This is a genomic window from Sphingobium sp. IP1 (assembly GCF_002708645.1).
Classification (GTDB): Bacteria; Pseudomonadota; Alphaproteobacteria; order Sphingomonadales; family Sphingomonadaceae; genus Sphingobium; species Sphingobium yanoikuyae.
In genome coordinates, this window is record NZ_NOIW01000067.1 from 12,083 (window position 1) to 31,609 (window position 19,527).

Annotated in this window: 19 protein-coding genes and 2 pseudogenes; 12 read left to right on the forward strand and 9 right to left on the reverse strand. The window is 65.5% G+C overall.

The window, feature by feature from the left end; all coding sequences use genetic code 11:
* Position 1: 1 nt before the first annotated feature.
* On the reverse strand, positions 2-898 hold the full coding sequence (locus CG471_RS20015; RefSeq protein ID WP_099233307.1) for an HAD family acid phosphatase: 897 nt from the start codon (positions 896-898) through the stop codon (positions 2-4).
* Complete coding sequence (locus tag CG471_RS20020) at positions 898-1,608, reverse strand: CoA transferase subunit A (protein ID WP_099233324.1); 711 nt, start codon at positions 1,606-1,608, stop codon at positions 898-900. Before CG471_RS20020 ends, CG471_RS20015 begins: the two co-directional genes overlap by 1 nt.
* Positions 1,609-1,696: 88 nt before the next feature.
* Here CG471_RS20020 and CG471_RS20025 point away from each other — a divergent pair, with 88 nt between their 5' ends.
* Positions 1,697-2,581 (forward strand): LysR family transcriptional regulator, encoded by an 885-nt coding sequence (locus CG471_RS20025; RefSeq protein WP_099233309.1) that lies wholly within the window; start codon positions 1,697-1,699, stop codon positions 2,579-2,581.
* A gap of 464 nt (positions 2,582-3,045) precedes the next feature.
* Here the strand turns inward: CG471_RS20025 and thiS are convergent, their stop codons facing one another.
* Complete coding sequence (thiS, locus tag CG471_RS20030) at positions 3,046-4,047, reverse strand: sulfur carrier protein ThiS (protein ID WP_099233311.1); 1,002 nt, start codon at positions 4,045-4,047, stop codon at positions 3,046-3,048.
* Positions 4,048-4,178: 131 nt separating this feature from the next.
* Between thiS and aroQ the strand changes: the two genes are divergently transcribed.
* The 5 genes from aroQ to CG471_RS20055 all read left to right on the forward strand — a co-directional run bounded on the left by aroQ (position 4,179) and on the right by CG471_RS20055 (position 7,731).
* On the forward strand, positions 4,179-4,619 hold the full coding sequence (gene aroQ / locus CG471_RS20035; RefSeq protein WP_099233313.1) for a type II 3-dehydroquinate dehydratase: 441 nt from the start codon (positions 4,179-4,181) through the stop codon (positions 4,617-4,619).
* An 83-nt stretch (positions 4,620-4,702) separates the two neighbouring features.
* Positions 4,703-5,191 (forward strand): acetyl-CoA carboxylase biotin carboxyl carrier protein, encoded by a 489-nt coding sequence (gene accB, locus CG471_RS20040; RefSeq protein WP_004210355.1) that lies wholly within the window; start codon positions 4,703-4,705, stop codon positions 5,189-5,191.
* Between the two features lie 12 nt (positions 5,192-5,203).
* Positions 5,204-6,556: an acetyl-CoA carboxylase biotin carboxylase subunit gene (gene accC, locus CG471_RS20045; protein ID WP_004210354.1), complete on the forward strand. Its 1,353-nt coding sequence runs from the start codon at positions 5,204-5,206 to the stop codon at positions 6,554-6,556.
* The gene (locus tag CG471_RS20050; protein WP_097382186.1) at positions 6,553-6,897 is read left to right on the forward strand and encodes an arsenate reductase family protein; all 345 of its coding nucleotides are present in this window, start codon (positions 6,553-6,555) and stop codon (positions 6,895-6,897) included. Before accC ends, CG471_RS20050 begins: the two co-directional genes overlap by 4 nt.
* Before the next feature lie 84 nt (positions 6,898-6,981).
* On the forward strand, positions 6,982-7,731 hold the full coding sequence (locus CG471_RS20055; RefSeq protein ID WP_017500882.1) for a ParA family protein: 750 nt from the start codon (positions 6,982-6,984) through the stop codon (positions 7,729-7,731).
* A gap of 9 nt (positions 7,732-7,740) precedes the next feature.
* Here the strand turns inward: CG471_RS20055 and CG471_RS20060 are convergent, their stop codons facing one another.
* Both CG471_RS20060 and CG471_RS20065 read right to left on the reverse strand, forming a co-directional pair.
* A complete protein-coding gene (locus CG471_RS20060; protein WP_048936422.1) occupies positions 7,741-10,044 on the reverse strand; it encodes a bifunctional diguanylate cyclase/phosphodiesterase in 2,304 nt (767 codons plus the stop codon).
* Between the two features lie 108 nt (positions 10,045-10,152).
* On the reverse strand, positions 10,153-11,913 hold the full coding sequence (locus CG471_RS20065; RefSeq protein WP_037506178.1) for a fatty acyl-AMP ligase: 1,761 nt from the start codon (positions 11,911-11,913) through the stop codon (positions 10,153-10,155).
* Between the two features lie 163 nt (positions 11,914-12,076).
* On the opposite strand from CG471_RS20065, the gene CG471_RS20070 reads away from it, so the two are divergent.
* From CG471_RS20070 to CG471_RS31720, 4 genes and pseudogenes are all read left to right on the forward strand, one after another.
* Positions 12,077-12,601: a regulatory protein RecX gene (locus CG471_RS20070; protein WP_099233326.1), complete on the forward strand. Its 525-nt coding sequence runs from the start codon at positions 12,077-12,079 to the stop codon at positions 12,599-12,601.
* Between the two features lie 48 nt (positions 12,602-12,649).
* A complete protein-coding gene (locus tag CG471_RS20075) occupies positions 12,650-13,207 on the forward strand; it encodes a DUF192 domain-containing protein (RefSeq protein ID WP_099233315.1) in 558 nt (185 codons plus the stop codon).
* Positions 13,208-13,257: 50 nt separating this feature from the next.
* Positions 13,258-13,656: an NADH:ubiquinone oxidoreductase subunit NDUFA12 gene (locus CG471_RS20080; protein WP_004210347.1), complete on the forward strand. Its 399-nt coding sequence runs from the start codon at positions 13,258-13,260 to the stop codon at positions 13,654-13,656.
* Positions 13,657-13,898: 242 nt separating this feature from the next.
* Positions 13,899-14,069 (forward strand): annotated as a pseudogene (locus CG471_RS31720) (DUF2155 domain-containing protein); the annotation flags it as partial.
* Positions 14,070-14,104: 35 nt separating this feature from the next.
* Here CG471_RS31720 and aat read toward each other — a convergent pair.
* On the reverse strand, positions 14,105-14,857 hold the full coding sequence (gene aat, locus CG471_RS20090; RefSeq protein WP_099233316.1) for a leucyl/phenylalanyl-tRNA--protein transferase: 753 nt from the start codon (positions 14,855-14,857) through the stop codon (positions 14,105-14,107).
* 81 nt (positions 14,858-14,938) lie between these two features.
* Here aat and CG471_RS20095 point away from each other — a divergent pair, with 81 nt between their 5' ends.
* Positions 14,939-16,237: a dipeptidase gene (locus CG471_RS20095; protein ID WP_099233318.1), complete on the forward strand. Its 1,299-nt coding sequence runs from the start codon at positions 14,939-14,941 to the stop codon at positions 16,235-16,237.
* 58 nt (positions 16,238-16,295) lie between these two features.
* Here the strand turns inward: CG471_RS20095 and CG471_RS20100 are convergent, their stop codons facing one another.
* Together CG471_RS20100 and CG471_RS20105 are read right to left on the reverse strand one after the other, a co-directional pair.
* The gene (locus CG471_RS20100) at positions 16,296-17,345 is read right to left on the reverse strand and encodes an LD-carboxypeptidase (protein ID WP_180275751.1); all 1,050 of its coding nucleotides are present in this window, start codon (positions 17,343-17,345) and stop codon (positions 16,296-16,298) included.
* Positions 17,342-17,788: a cupin domain-containing protein gene (locus CG471_RS20105; RefSeq protein WP_099233320.1), complete on the reverse strand. Its 447-nt coding sequence runs from the start codon at positions 17,786-17,788 to the stop codon at positions 17,342-17,344. The genes CG471_RS20100 and CG471_RS20105 overlap by 4 nt, the downstream gene beginning before the upstream one ends.
* Before the next feature lie 53 nt (positions 17,789-17,841).
* Between CG471_RS20105 and dapE the strand changes: the two genes are divergently transcribed.
* Positions 17,842-18,984: a succinyl-diaminopimelate desuccinylase gene (gene dapE / locus CG471_RS20110; protein WP_099233322.1), complete on the forward strand. Its 1,143-nt coding sequence runs from the start codon at positions 17,842-17,844 to the stop codon at positions 18,982-18,984.
* 320 nt (positions 18,985-19,304) lie between these two features.
* On the opposite strand, the pseudogene CG471_RS31000 reads toward dapE, so the two are convergent.
* Positions 19,305-19,527 (reverse strand): annotated as a pseudogene (locus CG471_RS31000) (IS110 family transposase); the annotation flags it as partial.

The window sequence follows — 19,527 nt, forward strand, 5'->3', positions numbered from 1 at the left end:
ATCACTTCTCCCCTTGGGCGGGCGGCGCCCACCTTTTGTCGGCAGGAAAAACATCGTCGAAGCCGCCCTTGAGGCCGCTGCCATAAACGGGGTTTGGCAGGGCGAACCAGCCCGCGCCCCAGAGTTTCGCGATCGCCGGGCCTTGCGTCGCGTCGCGGCGCGCCGGCACGCTCTGCCCCGCATTGAACAGGTCGGTGAAATCACCCAGCTGGTCGCCGCCCAGCGCGATCACGCAATAGCTGCGCGAAATCGTCCAGCGCCGGCCATCCTTGCGCGATCCCATGGCATCGTCGCCGGCCAGATACAGCGTCTGGCCATGCACCGCCTCGCCCAGCCCCGCCGCCTTGATCGCGCGCGCGGTGGCATCGGCATTGGCGACCGAGCGGTTGGTGTTGAAGATCACGGTCACGCCCATCGCCCGCAGCGCGTTGAGGCTGCTGTCCGCGCCCGGCACCGGGCCGACCGCGCCTTCGCCGGTCTTTTCCCACGCGTCCCAGTCGGCCGCGTCATAGCCCTTGCCGGTCTTCGCATCATGATATTCGAAGCCGGTGTTCAGCATCACCGTCTCGTCGACGTCGAACACGGCGGCGAACGGCCGGTTGCCGCACGGCACATATTTGGGCGCATCCAGGCTCGCCCCTTCGGCCAACACGACAGAATCGGCCGGCCGTGCCTTCACGACGGCAGCGGCATGAGCGACCAAAGCGGTCCAGGCCTGGCGCGACAGCGCCGCCGCCTCGCCCGATCCGTAGAGATATTGCATGCCAGCCGGCGGCACCGCCGGTCCGGTCGGCGTCACCGGCGCCGGGCCAGTCGCACTAGTCGTCGCGGTGGTGGTCGCACAGGCTGCCAGCGGCGCCAGCAACAGCGCCGGCGCAAGCCGCATCATCGTCGCCATCAGGCCGCGTCCCTCTGCCGCACGGTGCGGAACTCGATCTTCTTGTCATAGGGGGCGCCAACGATCATCCGCTTGACGTAGATGCCGGGCAGATGGATCGCATCGGGGTCGAGGCTGCCCACGGGCACCACTTCCTCCACCTCGGCGATGCAGATCTTCGCCGCCGTCGCCATCGGCGCGTTGAAATTGCGCGCGGTCTTGCGGAAGATCAGGTTGCCGCTCTCGTCCGCCTTCCAGCCCTTGATGATCGCGACATCGGCAAAGATGCCGCGCTCCAATATATAGTCCTGGCCGTCGAAATTCTTCACTTCCTTGCCCTCGGCCACCGCGGTGCCGACGCCGGTCTTGGTGTAGAAGCCGGGAATGCCCGCCCCGCCCGCGCGGCAGCGCTCGGCCAGCGTCCCCTGGGGGCAGAATTCCACCTCCAGCTCGCCGGCCAGATATTGCCGCTCGAACTCCTTGTTCTCGCCGACATAGGAGGAGATCATCTTCTTGACCTGGCGCGTGCGCAGCAGCTTGCCCAGCCCCTCGCCGTCGATGCCCGCATTGTTGCTGGCGATGGTCAGGTCCTTGACCCCCGAATCGCGGATCGCGTCGATCAGCCGGTCGGGGATGCCGCACAGGCCAAAGCCGCCCGCGCACAGATGCATGCCGTCGAACAGCAGCCCCTCCAGCGCGGCGGCGGCATCGGGGTAGAGCTTCTTGGCCATCGGCATCCATCCTTTTGAAATTTCAGCGCAGACTAGGTAGGCAAACCGATCAATACCAATGATTTGTTTTTTCAGTTAAACCCAAACAATGTCTATCAATCGCATCGCCTTCTACCACCTCGAAACCCTGCTCTGGATCGCGCGGCTGGGCACCTTCGCGGCGGCGGCGGCGCGCCTCAACACCACCCAGCCGGCCATTTCCGCGCGGGTGCGCGAGCTGGAAAGCCATCTGGGCACCGCGCTCTTCCGGCGCGAGGGGCGGACGATGGCCCTCACCCCAGCGGGGCGCGAACTGGTACGCGAGAGCGAACCGCTATGGGCGCGTTTCCAGGGCGTGCTGATGGGGTGCAGCGACATATCCGGCGCGACCGGCATCATCCGCATCGGCGCGGGCGAAATTGCCGCCGCCAGCTGCCTGCCCGGCTTCGTCGCCCAGCTTGGCCGCGACCTGCCCCATGTCAGCCTGGAGGTCGACATCGCGCTCACCGCCGACCTCATCCAGCAGCTCGCGTCGGGCCATGCCGACCTCGCCTTCGCCGCTGGCCGCATCGCCCATCCGATGCTGCGCACCGCGCCGATCGGCAGCGTCGACCTGCTCTGGCTCGCCAGCCCCGCGACCGTTGCGACCATGGCGGCCACCCGCCCGCCGATCTGGTCGCTCACCAACCTGTCGCCGCTCTACCGCATCATGAAGGATGCGATCGCCGCGTCGGACCTGGCCGACTGTCCGCTCAACCTGTGCAACAATGTCCGCACCATGATCGACATCGTGCTGGAAGGCAGCGGCATCGGCATCTTCCCCCGGCCGATGGCGCGCCAGCAACTGGCCGAAGGGCGCCTGGTCCCGGTGCCCGGCGCCCCGCTCATGCCCCCGGTCGACTTCCACGTCGCCGTCCGCGCCGCCGAAGCCGACCCGCTGGTGCTCACCATCTTCGACCGCGCCAGCCGGCTGGAGTTGCGGGGTGAAGAGTGAAGAACGAGGGATAGGATCGCGGTCAACCTGATCGGTTAAATAATGGGCTTCCGGCCCTCCCTCACAACGTCATGCTGAACTTGTTTCAGCATCCATCCAGCCCAATAGCTCATTGGCCTGCTGGGACAAATGGACCCTGAAACAAGTTCAGGGTGACGATGCTGTTAGCGACAGCTTCTGCCCCTCAACCGCGCTGTCCTACACGCGCCTCTTCTGATCTACCTTGGGGGATGGGACATCCGCCCCCAAGCAACCGGTCATGTGCCGCCCAGGCGTCGCTTCACTGTCGCCTCAATGTCGCGCCACTGTCGCGCCGAACGCGCGCGATCGTGACCCGATTGTCGCGCGACTGTCGCTTCGCTGTCGCGTCGCGGGCGCATTCCCGGCGCATTGGCCCGGAATCACCCCGACGACACTGTGAACTTCGACTGTCGCGTCGAATCTCGCCCCGCGACGCCCTGGAATCAGATCAGGCCGGCGAGCGGGCTCGACGGATCGGCATACATGCGCTTGCCCATGCGGCCAGCGCGATAGGCCATGCGGCCGGCCTCGACGCCCGCCTTCATCGCCGCCGCCATCAGCACCGGGTCCTTCGCCTCGGCAATGGCAGTGTTCATCAGCACGCCGGTGCAGCCCAGCTCCATCGCCTGCGCCGCTTCCGACGCCGTGCCCACGCCCGCATCGACCAGCACCGGCAGCTTGGTGCCCTCCACGATCAGGCGGATCGTCACCTTGTTCTGGATGCCCAGGCCCGACCCGATCGGCGCACCCAGCGGCATGATCGCCACCGCGCCGGCATCCTCCAGCCGCTTGGCCGCGATCGGATCGTCGACGCAATAGACCATCGGCTTGAAGCCTTCCTTGGCCAGCACCTCGGTCGCGCGCAGCGTTTCGACCATGTCCGGGTAGAGGGTGCGCGCCTCGCCCAGCACTTCCAGCTTCACCAGTTCCCAGCCGCCCGCCTCGCGCGCCAGGCGCAGGGTGCGGATCGCCTCCTCTCCGGTGAAGCAGCCGGCGGTGTTGGGCAGATAGGTGACCTTCTTCGGGTCGATATAGTCGGTCAGCATCGGGGCGTTCGGATCGGACACGTTGACGCGGCGCACCGCCACGGTGACGATTTCCGCGCCCGACGCGACCAGCGCGGCGGCATTCTGCTCGAAACTCTTATATTTGCCGGTGCCCACGATCAGGCGCGAGCGGAAGGTCTTGCCGGCCACCGTCCAGCTGTCATCGTCAACGGCGGTCACATCGCCACCACCAACAAAATGCACGATCTCCAGTTCGTCGCCGTCCTCGACCTTCACATCGGCCAGGGTCGAACGCGGCACCACTTCCAGATTGCGCTCCACCGCCACCTTCTCTGGCGCGAAGCCCAGCTCGCTCGCCAGCTCGGCCAGGGTCAGGCCGTCGCGGATGCGGCGATGCTCGCCATTGATATGGATGGAGATGGTGCCGTCGATGCTCACTACATTATCCCGTTCGTGGCTGGAAACGTGTCTCGACTTGGCGCGACACGAAGGGCTAAAGATCAGCGCGCATATAGGGGCGGCGACGCCGCGCCCGCAACAGACAAGTCTCGACCGAATGGGGGATCGCCATGGCGGACACACGCAAAATCTATGTTCTTAACGGCCCGAACCTCAACATGCTCGGCACCCGCGAACCGGAAATCTACGGCTATGACACGCTGGACGACATTGCCGAGCGGATGGAGGATGCCGCCCACCGCGCCCATGTCGAGATCGATTTCCGCCAGTCCAATCATGAAGGCCATCTGGTCGACTGGGTGCAGGAGGCGCATCGCGAGGGCGCCCATGCCATCATCATGAATCCCGGCGCCTATACCCACACTTCGATCGCGCTGCATGATGCGATCAAGGGCATCACCGTGCCGGTGATTGAGATCCACCTGTCCAACCCGCACACGCGCGAGGCCTTCCGCCACAAATCCTATGTCGGCATGGCCGCCAAGGGCACGATCGCGGGCTTTGGCGCCATGTCCTACATGCTGGCGCTCGAAGCAGCCCTGGAACTGTAGAACGCACAAAAGTTGCGCTTTGGCGCAAATGAGCATAGGCGCTGGCCGCCAGAACGCATTTTGAAAGACGACAAGGGTCAAGCATGAACGACAAGCATGACAAGGGCGCGATGCAGGTGGACGTCACCCTGGTGCGCGAACTGGCAGCTTTGCTGGACGACACCAACCTGACCGAGATCGAGGTCGAGGACGGCGACCGCAAGATTCGCGTGGCGCGCAAGATCGGTGGCGGAGCCCCCATCTTCGCAGCGCCCGCTGCCGTAGCGGCACCCGTCGCTGCCCCGGCTGCGGCACCGGCCGCTGCCCCCGCCGCAGCTGCCGAACCCGCCCTGCCCGCCGGCAATGTGGTGAAGTCGCCGATCGTCGGCACCGCCTATCTGTCGGCCGAGCCGGGCGCCGCCCCCTTCGCGCGCGTCGGTGCGCAGGTGAAGGCCGGTGAAACCGTGCTGATCGTCGAGGCCATGAAGGTGATGAACGCGATTACCGCGCCCGTCGCCGGCACCGTCAAGGCCGTGCTGGTCGATAACGGCCAGCCGGTCGAATATGACCAGCCGCTGATCGTCATCGAATAAGGCCGCGATCCCATGGCCATCGAAAAACTGCTGATCGCCAACCGCGGCGAGATCGCGCTCCGCATCCACCGCGCCTGCCATGAAATGGGCATCAAGACGGTGGCGGTCCATTCGACCGCCGACGCCGACGCCATGCATGTGCGCCTCGCCGACGAGGCGATCTGCATCGGGCCGCCCGCCGCCAAGGACAGCTATCTCAACATCGCCGCGATCATCTCGGCGGCAGAGATCAGCGGCGCCGACGCGATCCATCCGGGCTATGGCTTCCTCAGCGAAAACGCCAAGTTCGCCGAAATCGTCGAGGCCCATGGCCTCGCCTTTGTCGGTCCCAAGCCCGAACATATCCGCACCATGGGCGACAAGATCGAGGCGAAGCGTACCGCTGGGGCGCTCGGCCTGCCGCTCGTTCCCGGTTCGGACGGCGCGGTCAGCGATGTCGAGGAAGCGCGTGCGATTGCCGATGCTGCCGGCTATCCGGTGATCATCAAGGCCGCGTCCGGCGGCGGCGGTCGCGGCATGAAGGTCTGCACCTCGCCCGACCAGCTCGAAACGCTGATGCAGCAGGCCGGTTCGGAAGCGAAGGCCGCGTTCGGCGACGCCACCGTCTATATCGAGAAATATCTCGGCAATCCGCGCCACATCGAAATCCAGGTGTTCGGCGACGGCAATGGCAATGCCATCCATCTTGGCGAACGCGACTGCTCGCTGCAGCGCCGTCACCAGAAGGTGCTGGAAGAAGCGCCCTCGCCCGTCCTGAGCCAGGCCGAGCGCGAACGGATCGGCGGCATCTGTGCCAAGGCGATGGCCGACATGGGCTATCGCGGCGCGGGTACCATCGAATTCCTGTGGGAAAATGGTGAATTCTACTTCATCGAGATGAACACCCGTCTGCAGGTGGAGCATCCGGTGACCGAGATGATCACCGGCCTCGACCTGGTGCGCGAACAGATCCGCGTTGCCGAAGGCAAGCCGCTGTCGGTGAACCAGGAAGATATCCGCTTCACCGGCCATGCGATCGAATGCCGCATCAATGCGGAAGATCCCAAGACCTTCGCGCCCTCGCCGGGCACCGTCACCAGCTATCATGTTCCGGGCGGCATGCATGTCCGCGTCGATAGCGGCCTGTATCAGGGCTATAAGGTGCCGCCTTACTACGACTCCATGATCGGCAAGCTGATCGTCTATGGCCGCACCCGCGAGGGCGCGATCATGCGTCTGCGCCGCGCGCTGGAGGAATATGTGATCGAAGGGATGAAGACGACCATCCCGCTGCACCAGGCGCTGCTGAAGGATCCCGAATTCCTCAACGGCGACTATACGATCAAGTGGCTCGAAGAGTGGCTTGCCCGTGAGGATGGCCAGTGAAGGCCACCATCTGGCACAATCCCAAATGCGGCACGTCGCGCAAGACGTTGGCGATCCTTGAGGAAACGCCAGGCGTCGAGGTGGAGGTGGTCGAATATCTCAAGACCCCCTTCACCCGCGACAAGCTGGCCCAGCTGTTCGCCGACGCCGGGATGACCCCGGCCGAAGCGGTCCGCAAGATGGGCACCGATGCCGAGGAACGCGGCCTGCCGGACATGACGGCGGATGCGATCCTGGACGAGATGGCGGCCAATCCGGCCTATGTGAACCGCCCCTTCGTCGAAACCGAAAAGGGCGTGCGCTTCTGCCGCCCCCAGGACAAGGTTCTGGAAATCCTCTGAATATCAGCCGCTTGTCACGCCCATGTAACAAGCGGCTGATTTGAGCCCTTGCTTTGACGGGGGGAAGCCGTAGCTTCCTCTCCCATGGCAAAGGAACCGGCATTGGCGACCATCGCCGTCTACAGCCTCAAGGGGGGCGTTGGCAAAACCACCTTTTCGGTCAACCTCGCCTGGGCGTCGGCGAGCATATCGAAGCGGCGCACCCTGCTCTGGGATCTCGACCCGCAGGCCGCGTCGAGCTGGCTCCTCTCCACCGATCTTGAAAGCCGCGATGCGGCCCAGGCCATCTTCAGCAAGGATGTCGAGGTCCGCAAGCTGATCCAGCCCACCACCGTGCCGGGCCTGGACCTGATCGCCGCCGACACCTCGCTGCGCAGCCTCGACCATCTGTTCCGCGAGATGGACAAGAAGAAGCGGCTGGCCAAGCTGATCGACAGCCTGGGCAAGGATTATGACCGCATCATCCTCGATTGCCCGCCGGGCCTCACCGAAACCAGCGAGCAGGTGCTGCGCGCCGCCGACCTGATCGTCATCCCGGTCATCCCCTCCCCCCTGTCGCAGCGCGCGATGGGCGAGGTGGCGCGCTATCTGGTCCAGCGCGGCGGCAATCATGCGCCGATCCTGCCGGTCTATTCGATGGTCGACCGCCGCCGCAGCCTGCATCGCAAGGCACTGGATGAACAGCCCGGCTGGGGTGCGATCCCTATGGCCAGCACGATCGAGCAGATGACGGTCCGCCGCAAGCCACTGGGCGCCTTCGCCCCCGCCTCCCCCCCGGCCCAGGCCTTCGGCGCGCTATGGACGATGGTCGAGCGGCAGGTTCAGCAGGGCTGAGGCCGTGCCTCAGCCAACGGCGCAGGCCTGCGCCGGCGGATCGGGGAACAGGCGCGCCGCATCCTGCGGCAGCATCGGCCGGCCATAATAATAGCCTTGCACCTTCTTGCAGCCCAGCCGGCGCACCATGTCCAGTTCGGTCGCGGTTTCCACCCCTTCCGCCGTGGTCGACATGCCCAGGCTTTCCGCCAGCGTCACCACCGCCCGGATGATCGCCAGATTCTCTGGCGTGTTATGCGCCGCCCCGACGACGAAGCTGCGGTCGATCTTGATCGTGTTGAAACGGGTGCGGCTGAGATAACCGAGCGAGGAATAGCCGGTGCCGAAATCGTCGAGCGACAATTGTATGCCCATCGACTGCAACTGATCCAGTACGCGCAGCGCGCCGTCATCCTCATGCATGAACACGCTTTCGGTGACCTCCAGCTCCAGCCGCCGCGCATCGAGCCCGCTCTGGGCCAGCGCATTGATCACCGCGGAGATGAAGTTGGACTGGTGCAGCTGTTCCGCCGACACGTTGACGGCCACCCTTATATGCGCGGGCCAGCGCATCGCCTCGCGGCAGGCGGTGCGCAGCACCCATTCGCCGATCGGCCCGATCAACCGAGCCTCCTCGGCCACCGGCACGAATTTCGACGGCGGGATCGGCCCCAGTTCGGGATGGGTCCAGCGCGCCAGCGCCTCGAACCCCGTGATCACGCCTGAGGTGGCATCCACGACCGGCTGATAGAGAAGATGCAGCTGATCCTTCTCCAGCGCCTCACGCAGCGCCTGCTCCAGCCGCTGCCGTTCCTCCGCCTTGGCATGCAATTGTGGCTCATAGGGGCAATGGACGCCGCCGCCTTCGTCCTTGGCGCGATAGAGCGCCAGATCGGCGCTGCGGATGATCGATTCGGACTGGTGCCCGTCGATCGGCGAGACGGCCGAGCCGACCGACGCCCCGACATGCAGCACATGCTGATCGATCTGATAGGGGGCCGACAACGCGTCGATGATCGCGATCGACAGGCGCGCCACCGCCCGGTCGTCGTCGATCCGCGCGATCACCACGCCAAATTCATCGCCACCGATGCGACCGCAAAAACCGGCACCGCCACAGACATGGCGCAGGCGCTGCGCCACCTGGCTGAGCAGCTGGTCGCCGACCTGATGGCCCAGGCTGTCATTGATCGCCTTGAACCGGTCGAGATCAAGCATCAGGAACGCGCAGCCGGGCCGGCGATTGCCGGTGTCGGCCATTGCCTGATCCAGCGCATCGCGCAGATGGGCGCGGTTGGGCAAGCCGGTCAGCGTGTCGAACCGCGCCAGCTGGGCGATCTTGTCGGCCGATTCCCGCTGGATGGTGATGTCCGACCCGACTCCGCGAAAGCCCTGGAAATTGCCATTGTCATCATAGCGGGGCGAGGCCGACAGCTCGAGCCAGCGCGTGCGCCCCTGCACATCGACGGGCAGCGCCAGATTGCTGAAGCTCTCCCGCCGCTTGAGATGATCCGCCAAGCTATGCAGGCTGGAGGCGAAGCGGCCGCTTTCCCATCCGGCCCCGGCCAGAACCTGGACCAGCGGCGCCCCTTCCAGCGCCTGCGGCGTCATGCCGACGCTTTCGGCGAAACGCTGGGATACGCCGCTGATCCGGCGCAGCGCATCAGTCTGCCACAGCCAGTCGGACGCGCCCTGCTCATATTCGCGCAGCAACAGGCTGACGACTTCGGTCTGCTCGGCCAGTTGGACCGTGGTGCTGTGCTGGCGCGCGAAGGTGCGGGCATAGATGAGGCAACCGACCAGCAGCGACAGGGCATAGCTGGTGGCGAGCGCCCGCAGCGGCAACAGGGTTTCGCCATCGAACATCGCCGACAGACCGACGATGCAGGGGACCAGGAAAGCGATCGCGGCCAGCGGCGTCGCCGCATAGCTGATTGCGCCGCACACCATGATGCAACTGATGAGGGTCCAGAGCGCCACTAGATGCTCGGCCCCCTCTCCCCTCGAAAAAAGCGTCATGCAGGCCGCCCAGACCAGGCCGTGCAGCAGGCCGGTCAGGGCATGACGGCGCAGGTCGCGCGCCTGCGGCACGCCGCCGGCGCCGATCTTCCGGCGATGGATCAACAGGGCGCTGATGGCAACGGCACCGATCAGCGCGACGCTCCAGCCAATCATGACGGTCGCCGAAACATGACTACCGAACACGCGCCAGAGGAACAGCAGGCCGAACACGTTCATCGCCAGACGCAGCAGCGCGACGCTGTCTGCCGACTGCAACTGGGCAGTCAGGACGCGCATATCGGCTTCATCGACGAGGCGTGCGAGCCCCATCATCGCCCTTAGCGAGCCCCGTCCCTGTCGGTCGGTTTCGGATTGCCCTTGCTCGATACCCACATGCCCGGCCTAGCAGGCAATGGTTATCAATCGGTATGCGTCGCCCGATCAGGCAGCGATATCGTAAGGACGGATCTCGCCGGTCAGATAGAGGTTACGTGCCTTGGACCGGCTGAGCTTGCCCGAGCTGGTGCGCGGCAGGGTGCGCGGCGGCACCAGTTCGACGACGCAGTTCATGCCGGTGATGGCGCGAACCCGCTCGCGAATCTGGTCGCGCAGGCGCGAACGCTCCTCATTGTCGGAGGTGCGGCAATGGACCAGCACAGCCGGCGCTTCCTCGCCGCCCGGCGTGGTGATCGCGAAGGCGGCAATGTCGCCCTGCTTGAAGCCTGGCAGCTGCTCCACGGCCCATTCGATATCCTGGGGCCAGTGATTCTTGCCGTTGATGATGATCATGTCCTTGGCGCGGCCGACAATGTAGAGATAGCCATCGGACAGATAGCCCATGTCGCCCGTGTCCAGCCAGCCATCCGCCATGCAGGCCTCGGTCGCTTCGGGATCGCGGAAATAGCCGACCATCAGCGAGGGGCCGGTGGTCCAGACCTTGCCGATCTGGCGCTCGTTCATCAGGCCGCCATCCTCGTCGCGGATCTCGACGATCATGTCCTTGGCGGGCTTGCCGCAATTGACGATCGAGCGGAAACGCTGCGGACGGCCTTCCGGTGCGGCACCGCCCGACAGGTCGGTTTCCTCGACCAGTTCGACGATGATACCTTCGCCCGGCGGCATGATGGTGACCGCCAGAGTGGCTTCGGCCAGGCCATAGCTCGGCAGGAACGCCTTGGGGCTGAAGCCGGCATCGCCAAACGCATCGACAAAGCTCTGCATCACATCGGGGCGAATCATGTCGGCGCCGTTGCCGGCCAGTCGCCAGCGCGACAGGTCGAAACGGTCGGCCGCCTTGGTCTGGCTCGACATGCGACGCGCGCAGATGTCGTAGCCGAAGGTCGGCGAGTAACTGATCGAGGTGCCTTCATTGCGGCTGATCAGGTCCAGCCAGGCCAGCGGACGGCGGGCGAAGTCCTCGGTCTTCATATAGTCGGTCGACACCTGGTTGGCGACGACCGACAGGAAGCAGCCGACCAGGCCCATGTCATGATACCAGGGCAGCCAGCTGATGCAGCGATCGCTTTCCTGCACTTCCATGCCATGGCTGTGCGCCGACAGGTTGGACAGCAGCGCATGGTGCGTCACTGCGACGCCATGGGGGAAGCGGGTCGAGCCGCTCGAATATTGCAGATAGGCGATTTCCTCGCCCTTGGCCTGCGGCAGGTCGCAGGGGACCGCCTCGCGGGCGATGAAATCCTCGAAGGCGATGCTCTCGACCGACTTCTGGCGACCGGATTCGCCCGCCATGTCCTCCAGTTCCTTGGGGAAGAGGAACAGCATCGGGTCGCAGCTCGACAGCTGGACATTGAGCTGGTCGATATAGCTTTCCTTGCCGCCGAAGCTGGTCGGCAGCGGCAGCGGCACCGGCCAGGCGCCGGCATAGACGATGCCGAAGAACAGCATGGCGAAGTCGGCGCCGGTTTCGGCGACCAGGGCGACGCGGTCCTCGGGCTTCACGCCATGGGCGATCAGGCGATGGGCACAGGCGATCGCGTCCGCGCGCAGTTCGCTGAACGGATAGGGCCGCGCCAGATTGCCGCGCGCATCATGGAAATTGAGGCCGCGCTTGCCCTGCGCCGCATAGTCCAACGCTTCGCCCAAAGTCTCGAAATCCGAGAAGCGGCGCGGAAGAACATCGTTGGTCGGCGTTGGTGCCATCATAATCTGCGAACCCGTCATATTGGTGTCACCCAATGTCATATCTGTCATATTCCGGCGGCCGCTATCAGTTTTGACGTCGACTTGCACCGGATAGTTTCAATCCAGCCTGTGCTTCTAGACCATAAGGCGCGGTAAAATTCCGGCCCGACTGTGGCATAAAGATGGCGCTTAGCGCATGATGGTGCACAATGCACGACCGGTCATGACCAGCAAACGCCCGCCCCCACCCCTGGACGAAGACGCATTGCGCGAATTGGCGCTGCGCTATGTAGGTCGGTTCGCGACCAGCCGTGGCAAGCTGCTCGCCTATCTGGCGCGCAAATTGCGCGAGCGCGGATGGGGCGGGGAAGCGCCGGCCGATCCCGAAGCGCTGGTCGCCCGCTTCGCGGAACTTGGCTATGTCGACGACAGCGGCTTTGCCCTGATGAAGAGCGCGGCGCTAGGCCGGCGCGGCTATGGCGCCCGCCGGATCAACGAGACATTGCGCGCCGCCGGCATAGAGGAGGCCGATCGTGGTGCCGCCGATGCCCAGGCACAGGCCGATCGCTGGGCGGCTGCCGACCGATTCGCCCGACGCAAGCGGATCGGCCCCTATGCGATGCAGGCGCCCGATCCCAAGGGCCGGGAAAAAGCGATCGCTGCCTTCCTGCGCGCCGGCCATGATTATGCCCTGGCCCGGCGCTGGGTCGATGCCGCGCCCGGTGACGTCCCCGAAGCGGAGGATTGAGGGTTAATTCTCTCCCGCACCTCCCCGAAACCCGCTAGGCAGGATCGCATGATCCTTACCCGACTGCTTTTCGCCGCCGCCCTGCCCGCGCTGCTCCTGGCCTGCTCTGCCAAGCCCGATGCCGGCGCCGATGCTGCAAATGACAGCGGCAATGTTCAGGCCGCCGCATCGCAGGGCGCGCTGCTCCCCCTCGTCATCCACACCGCGAAGGGCGCGCATCGCTTCGACGTGGAAGTCGCCCGGACCGAGGCGGAGCAGGAACAGGGGCTGATGTTCCGCAAGGCGCTGGATGCCGACAAGGGCATGCTGTTCCCGATGGAGCCGCCGCGCACCGCCAGCTTCTGGATGAAGAACACGATCATCCCGCTCGACATGCTGTTCATTCATACCGACGGCACGATCGCCTTCATCGGCGCCAATGTCGCCCCCTATTCGCGCGAGCCGGTGTCCGCCGGCGTGCCGGTTGTGGCAGTGCTGGAACTGCGCGGCGGCCGCGCCGCGGAACTCGGGATCAAGGAAGGCGACCGCCTGGCCTGGGGCAAATGCGCAACAACCGACGGCAAGAGCGCGATCGACCTCGATTTCTGCCCGACAACCGCCCATTAGGGCCATATCGTCCTTGCCCACGTCAATCCCAGCGGCTAAGCGCATCGGCCATGGGTATCCTGGCAAACATCTTCACCTGGTGGAATGGCGCCACCTTCGGCACCTGGCTCTTCACGGCCCGCAAGGGCACGAAAGTGGGCGAGGACCATCAGGGCAATGTCTATTATGAAGGCGGCGTCGATCCGAACGGCCTGACGCGCCGCTGGGTGATGTATAACGGCGCCAATGATTCGAGCCGCGTGCCGGCCGAATGGCATGGCTGGCTGCATCACTCGATCGAGGGCACGCCTGAAAGCTTCCTGCCGCCGCCGCGCATCTGGGAAAAGGAATTCACCCCCAACGCGACCGGCACCGCCAACGCCTATCGCCCCTCGGGCGCGCTCGAAAAGGGCGGCCAGCGCCAGAAGGCGACCGGCGATTACGAGGCATGGAGCCCCGACGCGGCATGATTCGGCGTCCGGCGGGGGGATTCCCGCCGATCCTGCTTGGCGCGCCGCTTCTGGGTTGCGCGCTGCTGGCGGCCTGCGGTCGCAATGATGCGCCAGAGGCGAATCAGAGCGGCCCGGTAAAGATCGAGGGCCAGCCTATCCGCAACGCGGACGAGGCCAGCCTGTCCGGCACGCCAATGGCCGAGCGCACCGCCGTCATCGGCCTGCTCAACAAGCGCAACGGCCTGACTCGCGACCTCAGCATGAAGCCCGGCGAGGCGCTGCGCGTCGGCGACGCCATCGTCCGCCTGCAGGCGTGCGAGACCACCGCTCCCTGGGAAAATGTGCAGGAAACCGGCGCCTTCGTGCAGCTGGACGTGCGCAGCAGTTCCGACGGCAAGTGGCGCCGCAATTTTTCCGGCTGGCTGTTCCGCGAACGACCCGACCGCAATGTCGTCCAGCACCCGGTCTATGACGTCTGGGTCAAGAGCTGCACGATGGAATGGCCCGAAAGCGGCCCTGCCACGGTCAAGCTGGGCGACAAGGGCAAGGTGCCTGCCGCCGCATCGCCGGCCAGCGGTGCAAACGCCAGTTCGGCCGCTGCGCCCGAACCCGCCGACAGCACCGCGTCGCCCGCTCCCAGCGGCACGTCGCCGACGGCAACGCCCAACAACTGAAGATAGTCGCGCTGGCTGATTTCCTGCGCGCCCATGCTGCGCAGATGATCGGTCATGAACTGGCAGTCGAGCAGGCTGAAGCCGCCAAAGCGCATCCGCGCCACCAGCCAGGCCAGCGCCACCTTGGACGCGTCGGTCCGGCGCGACACCATGGACTCGCCGAAAAAGGCACCACCCAGCGCCACGCCATAGAGGCCGCCGACCAGTTCATCGCCGTCCCAGCATTCGATCGAATGGGCAAAACCCAGTTCGTGGAGATGGCGATAGGCGCGCTCGATCGGGCCATTGATCCAGGTCGACGGACGATCGGGCGCGGCTTCCGCACATAGGGCGACGATGCCGGCGAAGGCGCGGTTGGCGGTGACGCGAAACCTGTCCTGCCGGATCGTCTTTGACAGCGAACGTGACAGGTGAAGGCCATGGAGCGGCAGGATCGCCCGCCTTTTGGGCTCGACCCAATAGACATCGTCGGCCTGCCGGTCGTCGGACATCGGGAACACCCCGATGGCATAGGCCTGCAGCAGCAACAGCGGATCGATCGTCATCGATTCAAGGGTCTAGCCAATGTCGCACCCGCCCGCCAGCCGCGATTGACTTGATCCGTCGCCCCCCTAGTCTCCCGCGCCATGACATCCCTCCGCCTCGCAGCCCTGCCGCTGCTCCTCGCCACCGTCGCCCTCCCCTTTGCTGCGTCGGCCGCGCCTGCATCCGATCCCTATGCCGCGCGAATCGCCAAGGTGCTGAAGGCCACCCCGCTGATCGACGGCCATAATGACTGGCCCGAAGCGATGGCCGGCAAGTCCGGGGACGCTCGCTGGACCATGCCGCTCGACCGGCTCGACCCCAGCCAATATCATACCGACATCACCCGCCTGCGTGCCGGACAAATGGGCGGGCAATTCTGGTCCGTCTGGGTGTCGGCCGACCTGCCCGAATTGCAGCAGGTGAAGGACACGGTCGAGCAGATCGAACTGGTCCACAGCCTCGCCCGCCGTTACCCGCAGGATTTCACCCTCGCCACGACCGCTGCCGAGGTCCGTGCCGCGCACAAGGCCGGGCGGATCGCGTCGATGATCGGGGTCGAGGGCGGCGGCCAGATCGACGGCAGCCTGGCCGTGCTGCGCGCCTATCACGACCTTGGCGCCGGCTATCTGACGCTGACCCACAGCCGGACCATCGCCTGGGCCGACAGTGCCACCGACAATCCGCAGCATGACGGCCTCACCCTATTCGGCGAGGCGGTGGTGCATGAACTCAACCGCCTGGGCATGCTGGTCGACCTCGCCCATGTCAGCGAAGGCGTGATGCTGGACGCGCTGAAGATCAGCAAGGCGCCGGTCATCTTCTCCCATTCCAGCGCGCGCGCACTGTGCAACACGCCGCGCAACGTGTCCGACGCGATCCTGAAGCAGGTGGCGGCCAATGGCGGCGTGGTCATGGTCAATTTCGCGCCGCAATATGTGTCGGAGGCCCGCCGGGTCTGGAGCGCGGCGCGCAGCGCGGAAATGGCCCGCTATAACGCCCCGCCCTTTGGCGGCCTCTATATCGGTGATCCCGAAGGCGCGAAGAAGGCGCTGGCGGAATGGGAAAAGGCCAATCCCGAACCGGTCGTAACCCTGTCGATGGTCGCCGACCATATCGACCATATCGCCAAGGTCGCAGGCGTCGACCATGTCGGCATCGGCAGTGATTTCGACGGCGTGGGATCGTTGCCCCAGGGGCTGGGCAGCGTCGCTACCTATCCCGCGCTGCTGGCCGAGCTGATGCGCCGCGGCTGGAGCGATGCCGACATCGCCAAGCTGGCCGGCGAGAATGTGCTGCGTGTCATGGCGGCGGCCGAGAAGGTAGCCGATAGCATGAAGGCGGAGCCGATCGGCAATGGCACCGTCGCCTCGCTGGACGGCGCCAAGCCCGCAAAGGAATAGAGCCTGATTCACGCCATCGCTGGAAGCGCGCAGCGCTTCCACCTCAAACGATCAGGCTCTAACTGACAGCCGGCTCCAGCAACCGGATCGTGCCCGCGTCCGCGTCGATTTCGGCGCGGGCGCCGACCGGCAGGCTGAACTGGTTGGCGATATGGCCGAACAGCGCGCCCTGGAAAGCAGGAATGCCGAGCGGCGCCAGATGCTGCTGCAACACTTCCGACAGGGTGAAGCCGCCATAGGACACGCCAGTGGCCGTGCAGCTGGTGCATTGGCCGAAAACGAAGCCGGCGAGCTTTGGCAATATGCCCGCCAGCGACAATTGGGTCAGCATCCGGTCAATGCGATATTCCGCCTCGTTGGTTTCCTCCACGAACAGGATCGCGCCGGTGAAATCGGGCAACCAGGGCGTGCCCATCAACGCCGTCAGCACGGTGAGATTGCCACCCAGCAGCCGCCCGCTCGCCTTGCCGCCGCCAAAGGTGCGGATGCGGCCGCTGCGCGGCACCAGCCGATCCTCCGCCCCCACCGGATTGACATAGGTCGGCGTCGCCCCGTCAAACGCCACCGCGCGGAAGCTGTCCCAGCTGAGCTTGCCCCAGCCGCTCGCGGCATTGGGGCCGTGGATGGTGGTGAAGCCGGCGCGGGCCGCAAAGGCCAGGTGCAGCGCCGTGATGTCGGAAAAGCCGGTCAACAGCTTGGGATTGGCGCGGATCGTCCTGAAGTCGAGATAGGGCAGCATGCGCGCGCAGCCCCAGCCGCCGCGCACCGCGAACACCGCCTTCACCTCCGGGTCGGCATACATGGCGTTGATGTCGGCGGCGCGGTCGGCATCCTTGCCCGCCAGATAGCCATAGCGCTCGACCAGATGCGGCGCGGCCTTTGGCTTCAGCCCCATCGCCCGGATCGTATCCTTGACCAGGTCCAGGTCGAAAGCGTCATCGGTAAAGCCCGCCGGCTCGACCAGGCCGACCACATCCCCTTCGCGCAGGCGCGGCGGCCGGATCAGCCCGGCTGGTGCCGCTGCCGAAGCCGAAGGAACGCGTGCCGATGCCCCTCCAGCGACCACAGCACCACCTATGCCGGCCAGCAACCCACGACGATCCATCATGCAAAAACACTCCCATCCTTGTGGCGATAGACCCCACCGGACAGGTGCAGATCGATATCGGGATAATGGCAATCACTGACAGATGGACGGCCAAAGGCCAGGAAGGCGCAGTCCGCGTCGCTTTCATTGCACAGATGATGGCCGTTGGCCACGCCCTTGGGAAAGGCCGCCATGTCGCCCGCGACCATCGGCGTCCGCCCGCCGTCCTCGACCAGCACCGCCTCGCCCGACAGCATGACGACAAATTCGTCCTCGCCCTCATGCCAGTGGCGTTGCGAGGAGGCCGCGCCGGGCTTCAGCACGACATGGCTGACGCCGAAATCGCCAAGACCCGTCACCGGAGCCAGCCGGCGATAGTAGCGACCGGCCACCGCCAGCGCATGATCGCCCGGATAGCCGGTGGCATTGGTCTGGGGAATGGCGGCGAGATCGATCTTCGGCATGGCCCCTCTCCTCTGCGCTGGTCAAGAAAGACGGCTTTCGCTAACGCTGCCCCATGACCAAGACCAGCACCAATCATGACGCCCTGGCCCTGGCCGAGCGCCTGCTCGCCTGCCCCTCCGTCACCCCGGCCGTCGGCGATGTGTTCGCCGAGCTGGAAGCGATGCTGGTTCCGCTGGGCTTCACCGTAGACCGTTTCGTCAGCGGCGTCGCACCCGACGGCCCGGTCGAAAATCTGCTCGCCTGGCGCACCACGGGCGCCGGCCCGCATTTCGCCTTTGCCGGCCATCTCGATGTCGTCCCGCCCGGCCATGGCTGGGCCAGCGATCCCTTCACCCCGGTGGTGCGCGGCGACCTGCTCTATGGCCGCGGCGCGGTCGACATGAAGGGCGCGATCGCCGCCTTCGTCGCGGCGCTGCACGAACTGCCCGACGCCCTGCCCGGCACGATCAGCCTGATCATCACCGGTGACGAGGAAGGCCCGGCCACCTATGGCACGCTGGCGCTGATGGACCGGATGGTCGCCCATGGCCTGCACCCCGACATGTGCCTGGTCGGCGAACCCACCTCATCGGCCCGGCTGGGCGACGTGGTGAAGATCGGCCGGCGCGGCTCGGTCAACATGTGGATCAAGGTGGCGGGCACGCAGGGCCATGTCGCCTATCCGCACCTGGCCGACAATCCGATCCCGGCGCTGGTCCGCATCCTGGCCAAGATCGATGCCGAGGTGCTGGACGAGGGCACCGACTGGTTCCAGCCCAGCAATATCGAGATCACTGACCTCGAAGTCGGCAACCCGGCGCATAATGTCATCCCGGCTGCGGCGACCGCGCGCATCTCGATCCGTTTCAACGACCAGCATAGCGGCGCATCGCTGATCGATCGGATCAGCGCGATCGCGGCGAGCGAGGGCGGCAGCGTCGAGGCCAAGATCAGCGGCGAGCCGTTCCTGACCCAGCCGGGCACGCTCTCCACCCTGATCAGCGATGCGATCCGCGACGTGACGGGCCTCGACACCGAATTGTCGACCACCGGCGGCACGTCGGACGCGCGCTTCCTCTCGCGCCTCTGCCCGGTCGCCGAATTCGGCCTCAACAATGCGACGATGCACAAGCTGGACGAGGCCGTCGCGGTCGCCGACCTGCACGACCTGACCCGCATCTATCGGCTGATCACGGAGCGGGCGTTGCGCGGCTGAAACCGGTTTACGACGCGACAGTCCGAAGTTCACAGTGTCGTGCGGCTGTTTTGGGCCATTTGCGCCTGAAACGCCACGCCGACGCGTCTGTGACGCGACAACGGGGTCATGCTGACGCACCATTGACGCGACGATGAAACGACAGTGAAGCGACAGCCACGCGCCAGCGGCGCATCGGCCGATGCCGGATCGGGGAGCCTTGGCCTCTGCATCCGACAAGATAGATCATAAACGCCCGCAGTAGGACAGGCCCCCGATGTCATAATGGGGGTGGTTTCCCGCCATTCCCCTCCCGCAAGCGGGAGCGACTATCTGTCTCGTCAATAGGTCAGAGGGATTGAAAGTCGGGTATCGCGCATTTTGGCATTGAGCCTGACGAGGAGCTTTCGGGCGAGAGCGATGCGGACGACGAGCTTTGGTTTGCCAGCTGCGAGGAGTTTGTCGCGGAAGTCAGCGAGGCTTGGGTCGAAGCGCCGGGCGATGTCAGCGACGAGGAAGAGGATAGTTCGAATGGAGGCGCGGCCACCGCGAGTTCGCCTTTTG